This window comes from Trichocoleus sp. ST-U1, from assembly GCF_039961835.1.
Classification (GTDB): Bacteria; Cyanobacteriota; Cyanobacteriia; order Cyanobacteriales; family FACHB-T130; genus FACHB-T130.
In genome coordinates this window covers 1-9091 of sequence record NZ_JAMPJZ010000136.1, presented here as the reverse complement: position 1 = coordinate 9091, position 9091 = coordinate 1, and the positions used below count along the sequence as shown (strand labels likewise).

Here is a 9091-nt window from a genome sequence, read left to right as displayed (position 1 = left end):
AACAAGTCTTTGAGCCGCTCCCATTGGTCATCGCGCAGGGCATACCGTCGTGTCATTGCTCAGCCTTTTCTTCTCTCTCTTGCTCTAGCTTATCTAATTGATGACACGCCCTAGGTTTACACCGATTAAATTGGCACCCAATAGCTGACTCAAGCTGAAGTTTGCATCTTTGAGATTGGCACCGCTGAGGTTGGCCCCATTAAGGTTGACCTCCTTCAGATTCGCTGTGCTGAGGTTGGCATGACTAAGATTGGCATCACTGAGGTCGGCACCATATAAGCTGGCACCCACTAAAGCTGCATCATGGAGATTGGCACTACTTAAGTTAGCGCTTCTTAAGTTGGCACCGCCTAAGTCAGCACCGCTTAAGTTAGCATCTATGAGGCTGGCACTGCCTAGATTGGCAGTGTTGAGGCGCACCAGTTTCAGAGATGCTCCTCTTAAATTGCCATACCTCAGGTCAACTCCTGTTAAGTCAGCACCGCTGAGTTCGGCACTGCTCAGGTTGGCGTTGTATAGGGAGGCACATCCCAGATTGGCTTCACTTAAGTTGGCTTGGCTCAGGTTGGCATCTTTAAAATCGGCACAATCACTCTGGCTTGATTGACCCGAACTTGACTGCACTTCAACTAAACTGGCTCCTCTCAGGTCAGCACTGCTTAGGGATACACCCGCCAGGTTTGCCTGATTCAACGTCGCATTTCTGAGTTCAGCACCCTTCAGGTTCGCTTTTATCAACTTGGCTTCGCTTAAGTCGGCACCATTCAGACTTGCTCCAGCTAAGTTGGCACCGCTTAAATCGCATCCTCGACACTGTTTTGTTTTGAGCAACTGCCGAAGGTGCTGTTTTCTCAACTGCGTGATTTGGTGTTCTTGGAATAGACGAGTCACCGTGTTGATAGTGACAAAACTTAGGGTTAGCAATGCTACAGCTGCCAGTACCCCTTGTTTTGTAGGACGCAGGAGAATCTTGGGAATTGTGGTACGGCGGACTACATCAATCGGCTTGAGTGCTTCCAGAGCAGTGACCGCATTGGGATAGCGATTTTTACAGTTGGGTGCCGTCATTTTTTCCAACCAGCGGATAAACTGTGGATTCAGTTTTGGCACCATCTGCTTAAAATCGATCCGATAAGCTTCATCTACTAAATTGCCAATTCCAGTAGATTTGGTTTGGGTGAGCAAGCAAATCAGCGTCGCGCCGAGACTATATAAGTCAGATGCTTGGGTGAGTTGGCGATTGAACACCTGTTCTGGCGGCATAAATCCCAACGTGCCTTTGACGGTACTGCTGGCGGCGACTTCCCCACCTCCGATGCGAGCCAAGCCAAAATCTACCAGGTAAACCTTCAATTGTTCATCCACTAAGATATTTTCCGGCTTAATATCTCGATGGATAATCGGGGGATTTTGCTGTTGTAAGTAGACTAAAACTTCTAACAGGGCAATGGCAATTTGCTTGACTTCCTCTGGGGTAAAGTGACGCGATGTAGACACAGAGGGAGCTGGTTTATATTCTTGAACTAGACAAAAGCCAGTGGGAGTTTCAAAGGAATCGAGGTACTGGGGAATGCTGGGTGAGTTCAGCTGCTGTAGCACCTTAATTTCTTGCTCGTAAGCTTGATAGTCTGACCAGCGGGCACCCGACTGGGCAAACTGAAATTGCTTGATAACGACGCGCTGCTGTGTATTGGTACGACTTGCCAGGTAAGTAACTCGACCCCCGCAAGGGTTGTGCCCTAGCTCTCTTTCGATTTGATAGCCTAAATCGGAAAAATCTGGGAATTCGCTCATGATGGTTAGGCGACGATAACCCCTACAAGTATCGCTACGCGGTAAGCGCAGCGTGCTGTAGGCTTTGGCACTTTTCCCACTATAGCTGCCTGTAAAAGCAGATGATGGGACATCGCTCCGACTCACTGGCGGCAGCGTCTCTAACAGCAATAGAAACTTCTTTCCTTAACTGAGTTCCCCAAAACCTGCCGAAGTTATCATCCTTAAAAGCACGGTGAGTTTATAGTTGATACTGTAAAATCGGGTTTTCGAGCGATCGCGTCTTTTGTGAAATTTGTTTGTATTTAATGATACAAACCGATGAATTGATAGTGGGTTGCCGATATCTTTACGAAAACTTTAAGAAGATTATCCGGGATATACATTTTCTTCACCTTATCTTGATGCTTTCTTCAAAAAAATTGCTTAAGATAAGTGTTTATACGGATAAATTTTGCAAGTCTATTCTCTATCTACGGGTAGATGTTAGTGTACTTACGTAAGTAAAATCGGCTAATTCATCCCCCTAAAGGCTGAAAAAGTAAACTAATGGATTGAAAAAGTACCTGACTTTTGTGGCTTAAGTAGAAAGCTGCGCTGATAACAAATAACTTTATAACGGCTCAGGAGCTGCTCTATATGCTGAAATTTAGCATCGTAATTACAACCTATAATCGTTTACCGCTGCTGCGGCGGGCGATTGAATCAGCGCTCGCGCAAACTTTGCCCTGCGAAGTGGTAGTAGCAGATGACTGTTCCACGGACGGTACCGAAGAATACGTCCGCAGCTTGGGCGATCGCGTAGTTTACTACCGCAACCCAGTCAATAGCGGTCACTCCGCTACCGTAAATGCTGGGGTTGCCGTGGCAACCGGAGACTGGATCAAACCGCTGGATGATGATGACTATCTGGCACCCAACTGTGTCTGGGAAATGGTAAAAGCGATCGCTCAACGTCCTCAAGCAGCGATTTGCTCGTGTCAAGCCGTTCAAGTTGATGTCAATGGTGAAGAAGTTACCCGCACCAAGCCGAGCGGTCCTGGCAAACTATTTTACGTGAAACAAGAGGATATCCACTACGGGATGTTGATGGAAGTAGTTCCTTTTGGGACACCCGTTCAAGTTGCTTTCAAAAAAGATGCCTTTCTCAAGTCAGGCGGTTGGGATTCGGCTTTAGATGGTAACTGCGATGACATCGACTCTTGGGTGAAAATTGCCCAATATGGGGATGCCGCATTTGTTAATCAGTATCTTACCTTCCGGACATTATGGCCGGGTGGATGCAATCAGAAGTTTTCACTGCAAAAACGGTTAGAAACCAATATCTTAATCAAGGAAAGAATCTACCCGTTAGTGCATGAAAAATATCGCTCGTCTATTCCGAAACTTGAGGAAATTAAGGCGTTTCTCAAACTGCATTGGAGTTTGGTAGGACTCAAGCAAGGAAAAATCTTAATGGCACTCAAGATGGCATATCCAGCCATGTTTTCGCTTGCCGCTTGGATTTCTTTAGCGAGAGTTACTTATTCCAGAAAAATCAATACTCAGGCTCCTACCGTGCCTCAAGAAGTTGTAACCTACAGAACGGCTTCTATTTAAACTGTAGCCGGTACAATCAGTTATCAGCTATGTTAAATAGGTGATAACTGATTTGAATAAGAATGCAGCTTCACGTATTTAATAAAATCTTGCAAGAAAGTAGGAAGCAAATAGAAGCCGATCGCCTGATCCTCTTCTTGAATGGCGGAACTGTATTAGTATTTTTGGCGCTGTCAGTTTACGCAAAATTTCTGGGAAAAGGTCAAGGGATTGAATTTCTTTTTGCAGATCCCTTCTCAATCCGACGACCCTACTACGGCTTATTAACGAGTGTCTCTGAAGTGTTATGGTGCCTTTCAGGTACAGTTTGTTTGTTTAGCTTTAGCTTGCTAAACATAATTTCTCCCAATCGCAAAGCAAATCTATTTATCTTATGTTCTGCGATTGGGATTTTTGTTTTATTAGCCGACGATTTATTTCGGATTACCTTAATTTTGAGAGATGTAGCTAAGGTGCCCAAAGGGGTGATGTACTTAGTATACGGTACTGGCGCGATCGCTTATGGTTTATGCTTCTGGCGCAAACTTTTATCAACGCCTTATGTATTGCTGATAATTGCGGGTATCTTATTTGGCATTTCTGGCTTAGTGGACATCTTGCACATCAAAGGAAATGGTACTCCGGCAATGCTAGAAGATGGCACGAAGTTACTGGGAATCCTCAATATCGCATTTTACTTTTGGCACGTTTGTCGTCAGGAAGTCATGCAGAGGAAGTATGGCATCAGTTGAGCAGTTGCTGTTAAGTCTTGCATTAGATAATTATCTCATGTAAGGCTTTCAACAACTCTTCTGTAGTGTAGGGTTTTGACAAAACGGTTGTGACCCCAGCGCGAGCCAGCTCACTCACCCTATCGTTAGATAAGAGTCCGCTAACCGCAATAATTTTAACTTGCGGGTTAATTTTTTGTAGCGTGCGAATCGTTGTTGGCCCGTCCATAGACGGCATCATCATATCGAGGAGTACAACACTAATTTCCGTTTTATGCTGGGCATACAGTACGACTGCCTCAATCCCATCGCTCGCAGTTAAAACTTTATAGCCATAAGTTTCTAGAGATGCTTGAGTCACTTGAGAAATTGAAGCTTCGTCATCAACAACCAGAATACACTCGCCGTTTCCAGTTAACAGATTAGATGGTTTTTTTAGAGCTTGCGATGTTAATTCTCCCTCGATTGCTGGCAAGTAGATCTTAAATTCTGTGCCTTTTCCCACTTCGCTATATACATTCAAAAAACCACCGTGGCTTTTGATGATGCCAAGAACAGTTGAAAGACCCAGACCCGTACCTTTGCCAATTTCTTTAGTTGTGAAAAATGGCTCAAAGATTCTATCAAGCATCTCAGTAGGCATTCCCACTCCACTATCAGAGACACTAATCACAATATGGGCACCCACTTTTGCACCTGAGTTCATCCTGGCATAGTTTTCATCAATTACTGTATTGTCGGCGGAAATCTTCAACGTCCCGCCATCTGGCATGGCATCACGAGCATTGACGCAAAGATTGATCAGTACCTGATGTAGTTGAGTAGCATCGCCAGAAACAGGCCACAGCTCTCTTGTCTGGATATGCGTATGAATCTCGATTGATTTAGGGAAAGTTTCATTTGCGATCTTCGCAATCTCATAAATTAGGTGCCCGACTTGGAGATTTGTCCGTTCGCCTTCCATGCCTCGCGCAAAAGAAAGCACCTGTTTAACTAAATCAGCTCCACGTTTGGCATTCGTTTCGAGGATGGAAAGCAGCTGTTGACTCTGGCGATCCTGGATCTTGATTTGCAGAAGTTGAACTGACATCAAAATAGGCGCTAGCACATTGTTTAAATCGTGGGCAATGCCGCTAGCCAGCGTTCCTAAGCTTTCCATACGCTGAGCGCGGAGAAACTGCCTTTCTAGTTGTTTTTTTTCGGTTATATTGGTGTTGACAATCAGAATTGCTTTTGGGTTTTCCGCCTCATCGCGCACGAGCGTCCAGCGACTTTCAACAATGATTTCTCGACCAGATTTGGTCATTTGATACAACTCCCCATACCACTCTCCTTCCTCGATGAGAGTTTTTTGGGCGGCTCGAAGTTTTAGTGAAATTTGCTTATGCAACAGCTCAGCAGTGTTATTGCCGAGGGCTTCTTCTTGCTTCCAGCCATAGAGACGTTCCGCACCTTGGTTCCAAAATAAGATTTGGTTGTCTAGATTTTGAACCAGAATTGCATCTGTGGCGATATCCAGTAGAGCCGCTTGTTCGCAAATTTTTTGTTCCGAGTGCTTGCGCTCGGTGATGTCCATGTTGATGCCGTTCACACGGATGGGTTTGCCGGTTTGGTCGTAATAAACTTGACCTTTGCTGGCTATCCAATGAACGCTACCATCCGACCAAATAATCCGGTATTCGATGTCATAGTCCGCCCCTTCTTCCACGGGGCGTACTAAAGCTTGAGTGACTAATTCTAGGTCTTGAGGATGGATTTTGGTGAGGAAGCTTTGATAGGTGCCGTCAAAGGAACCTGGGGGAAGACCAAAATTCGCTTCTGCGGTTGCGGAGAAAACAACTTTGCCGTTATGGATATTCCAGTCCCAGGTGCCCATGTGGGCAGCTTCTAGGGCTAACCTTAGTCGCTCCTCGCTCATTTGTGCCCGCTCAGTTTGCTGTCGCAATTCCTCTGTTGCTTGGCTAGCTTGGAGGACACGACGCACGCGCTGGCGCAGAACTGCCCAGTGAATCGGCTTGGTAATGTAATCGATGGCACCTGCCTCAAATGCTTGATCGACCGATTCTTGATCTTCAAGAGCTGTAATCATCAATACGGGTGTGTTCCGCGATCCTCCAGGGGGGCGACTTTTTTCAGCAGTTCCCGTCCCTGTAGGAGAATCGCCAAACTTCTCTCCACGAGAATCACCCTCTGGAAGGGTACGCAATAGATGACAGCAGGTAAAACCATCCATCACTGGCATCATGGCATCCAGCAGCACAATATCTGGGTGTAGGCGCGTGTAGGCGGCTAAACCTTCCTCTCCGTCGCTTGCTTCTGCTACCTCGTATCCGGCTTGTTCCATCGCTCGGCGAAGTTGAAGCCGCATGAATTTGTCGTCATCTACGACGAGGATGAGGGGAGTATGTTGATTAGCGTCGGTGGTGTTCATAGCTAATTTGGCTGGCGTTGAGAGTGCAAATCCGCCTTAACTTGTTCATACTCAGCTTCAAGCTGCGGCAATTTGTCTAATGCATTTTGAATATTTCCAGTCCGAGCCATGATTTCTAACTCTTTACAGAGTTGGGCGAGGGTTGTGGCACCTAGGGTGGCACTGCTTGACTTGAGGGTGTGAGCGGTGCGTTGCAACTGGGGTGCATTTGCTTGGGCAACTGCGATCGCGATCGCTTCCAAGAGTTTTGGCGCATCGTCGAGGTAGCAATCGATCATCTCTCCTAAAATCGCCTCGGCATCTTCTTCACCGACCATTTTGCGAAATGATTGCAACACTTTGGCATCAATAGAAGTGCTGAGGACAGAGGGCTGAGGACTGAGTTGGGGAGTCGGAAGAGAGGGGTGAGGGGGTGACGGGATGACGGGGGGAATTCTTCTACTGTCTATTTCTTTCTCAGTCTGGACTAAACTGTCTATTTCTGCCTCAGTCTGGACTAAGGCGCGATCGCTCTTGGATTCGCTAACGTGCTGCTTCGGTAACAATCCTGGTTCCTCAGCCTCACTTAAAGGCTGACACTTGCTCAAAGCTTGGATGAGTTCCTCGGTTCGGATCGGTTTGCTCAGGTAGTCATCCATGCCTGCCTTGAGACATTCTTCTCGATCTCCTTGCATCGCATTCGCTGTCATGGCAATGATGCGGGGACGAGAAGCAGGCAACCATTCCCCAATGATGCGGCGAGTCGCTGTCAATCCATCCATTTCTGGCATCTGCACATCCATCAGTACCACGTCATAGGATTGGCGATGTAGAGCTTCTAGCACTTCTAATCCATTACTGGCAATATCTGCTCGATAGCCCATCTGTGATAGTAAATACAAGGCTACCTTTTGATTCACAATATTGTCTTCTGCTAACAGAATCCGCAGGGGAAATTGTACCCCTCGTTGGGGATTGATTGCCGGTAGATTTGGGCGCGAGGGTTTCACCGGGATCGGCTGTTCGCCCAAGATATGGCTCAAGACATTATAGAGATGGGATTGTTTAACGGGTTTGGTGAGGAATGCCGCGAAATCGACGGCTTGGACATCATGACTCCTTTCTGGCCTGTCGATGGAGGTCAACACAATTAAGGGTAATTTTTCATAGTTAGGCAGCTGACGGATTTTAGCCGCTAAAGTCAGACCATCCATGTGTGGCATTTGCATATCTAGAATGGCGATATCAAACGGTTCCCCTAAGTTCAACCAGTCGAGGGCTTCAAAACCAGATTCAGCCGCCCAAGTCAGCATTCCCCAAGATTGGGCTTGTAGCGTCAATATTTGGCGATTTGTAGCGTTATCATCCACGATTAGGAGCCGCTTTTCATCTAACTGAGGTTGAGGATTTTGAGAAGCGATCGCAGAGACATTGGGAGCTGATGCCGCAACAATGGTGAAATAAAAAGTAGAGCCTACGTCTGGATAAGGGCTGTTAGCGACCGAAAGCGTAGCAGGGGATGTAGGCCCTAGCGGCTTTGCCGCCGCAACGCTTTCGCCTTCTTGAAGGGGAGAATGAAATTCAGGGTTGCTCTTTGCACCCGGATCTTTTTTTATTGTAGGTTGCCAGTTAGAAGGAGGATTTCCCGCGATCGCTCCCATACTCTCGACCCACATCTGACCGCCCATCATTTCGCTCAGATGATTGCTAATCGCGAGTCCCAACCCGGTTCCCCCATACTGGCGAGTTGTGGAAGCATCGACTTGACTGAAAGATTTGAACAGGCGGTCTATCCGGTTGGCGGGAATCCCAATGCCGGTGTCTTTAACCGCAAATTGGATTTGGTAATCGGGCAATGCGTGGGTTGGCTCGTGACTGATTTCCGATTCTTCCTGAGCGATCGCCTCTTTTGCACTGACCGATACAATTACCTCTCCAGTTTGAGTAAACTTGACCGCATTACTAAGCAAATTTACTAAAATTTGGCGCAACCGGCTGGCATCTCCCACAATCGAGAGTGGGGTTCCTGGATGAATTAAATATGCTAATTCCAGATTTTTTTCGGCTGCTTTGAAAGCTAATAAATCGAGGGCTTCTTCAACACAAACTCGCAAATTAAAAGAATGCTTTTCTAATTCCAGCTTGCCTGACTCAATTTTAGAAAGGTCAAGAATGTCGTTGATTAGCGTTAGCAATGCATCGCCACTGCTTTGGGTGGTTTCCACAAAATCTCGCTGCTGAGGAGTTAACTCAGTGTTGAGTAGCAGTCCCGTCATGCCGATAATTGCATTCATCGGGGTGCGGATTTCGTGGCTCATATTGGCGAGGAATTGGCTCTTAATGCGAGTCGCTGCTTCAGCCGCTGCTTTTGCCTTTTCCAGTTCCAAATTCGCCTGGGATAACTCCTGAGTACGCTCGACGAGTGCCAGTTGCGCGAAATATCGCTCGGTAATATCATCGAATATCCAGAGGCGACCGGGCACGTCGTGTACCCGCGTCGCCGTGCTAGAGATACTTAGGGTTTTTGGCGTGTCGCCTTTGAACACCCAGATCCAATTGCGAATGACTGCTTGAGGTTGGGAAAAAAACTTTGCTGCCT

5 protein-coding genes are annotated in these 9091 nt (G+C 46.8%); 2 read left to right on the top strand and 3 right to left on the bottom strand.

The window, feature by feature from the left end; all coding sequences use genetic code 11:
* Positions 1–93: 93 nt before the first annotated feature.
* Positions 94–1944, bottom strand: a complete 1851-nt coding sequence (locus NDA06_RS25745; RefSeq protein WP_199324110.1) for a serine/threonine-protein kinase — start codon at positions 1942–1944, stop codon at positions 94–96.
* A 471-nt stretch (positions 1945–2415) separates the two neighbouring features.
* On the opposite strand from NDA06_RS25745, the gene NDA06_RS25740 reads away from it, so the two are divergent.
* Together NDA06_RS25740 and NDA06_RS25735 are read left to right on the top strand one after the other, a co-directional pair.
* A complete protein-coding gene (locus tag NDA06_RS25740) occupies positions 2416–3372 on the top strand; it encodes a glycosyltransferase (protein WP_190536518.1) in 957 nt (318 codons plus the stop codon).
* A 62-nt stretch (positions 3373–3434) separates the two neighbouring features.
* Positions 3435–4103 carry a hypothetical protein gene (locus NDA06_RS25735; RefSeq protein WP_190668168.1) on the top strand — a complete coding sequence of 223 codons (669 nt, stop codon included), beginning with the start codon at positions 3435–3437 and terminating at the stop codon, positions 4101–4103.
* Positions 4104–4125: 22 nt separating this feature from the next.
* Here the strand turns inward: NDA06_RS25735 and NDA06_RS25730 are convergent, their stop codons facing one another.
* Together NDA06_RS25730 and NDA06_RS25725 are read right to left on the bottom strand one after the other, a co-directional pair.
* Complete coding sequence (locus tag NDA06_RS25730) at positions 4126–6513, bottom strand: response regulator (protein WP_190986067.1); 2388 nt, start codon at positions 6511–6513, stop codon at positions 4126–4128.
* Between the two features lie 2 nt (positions 6514–6515).
* On the bottom strand, positions 6516–9091 hold a 2576-nt coding region (locus NDA06_RS25725), incomplete at its 5' end, for a response regulator (protein ID WP_348251920.1).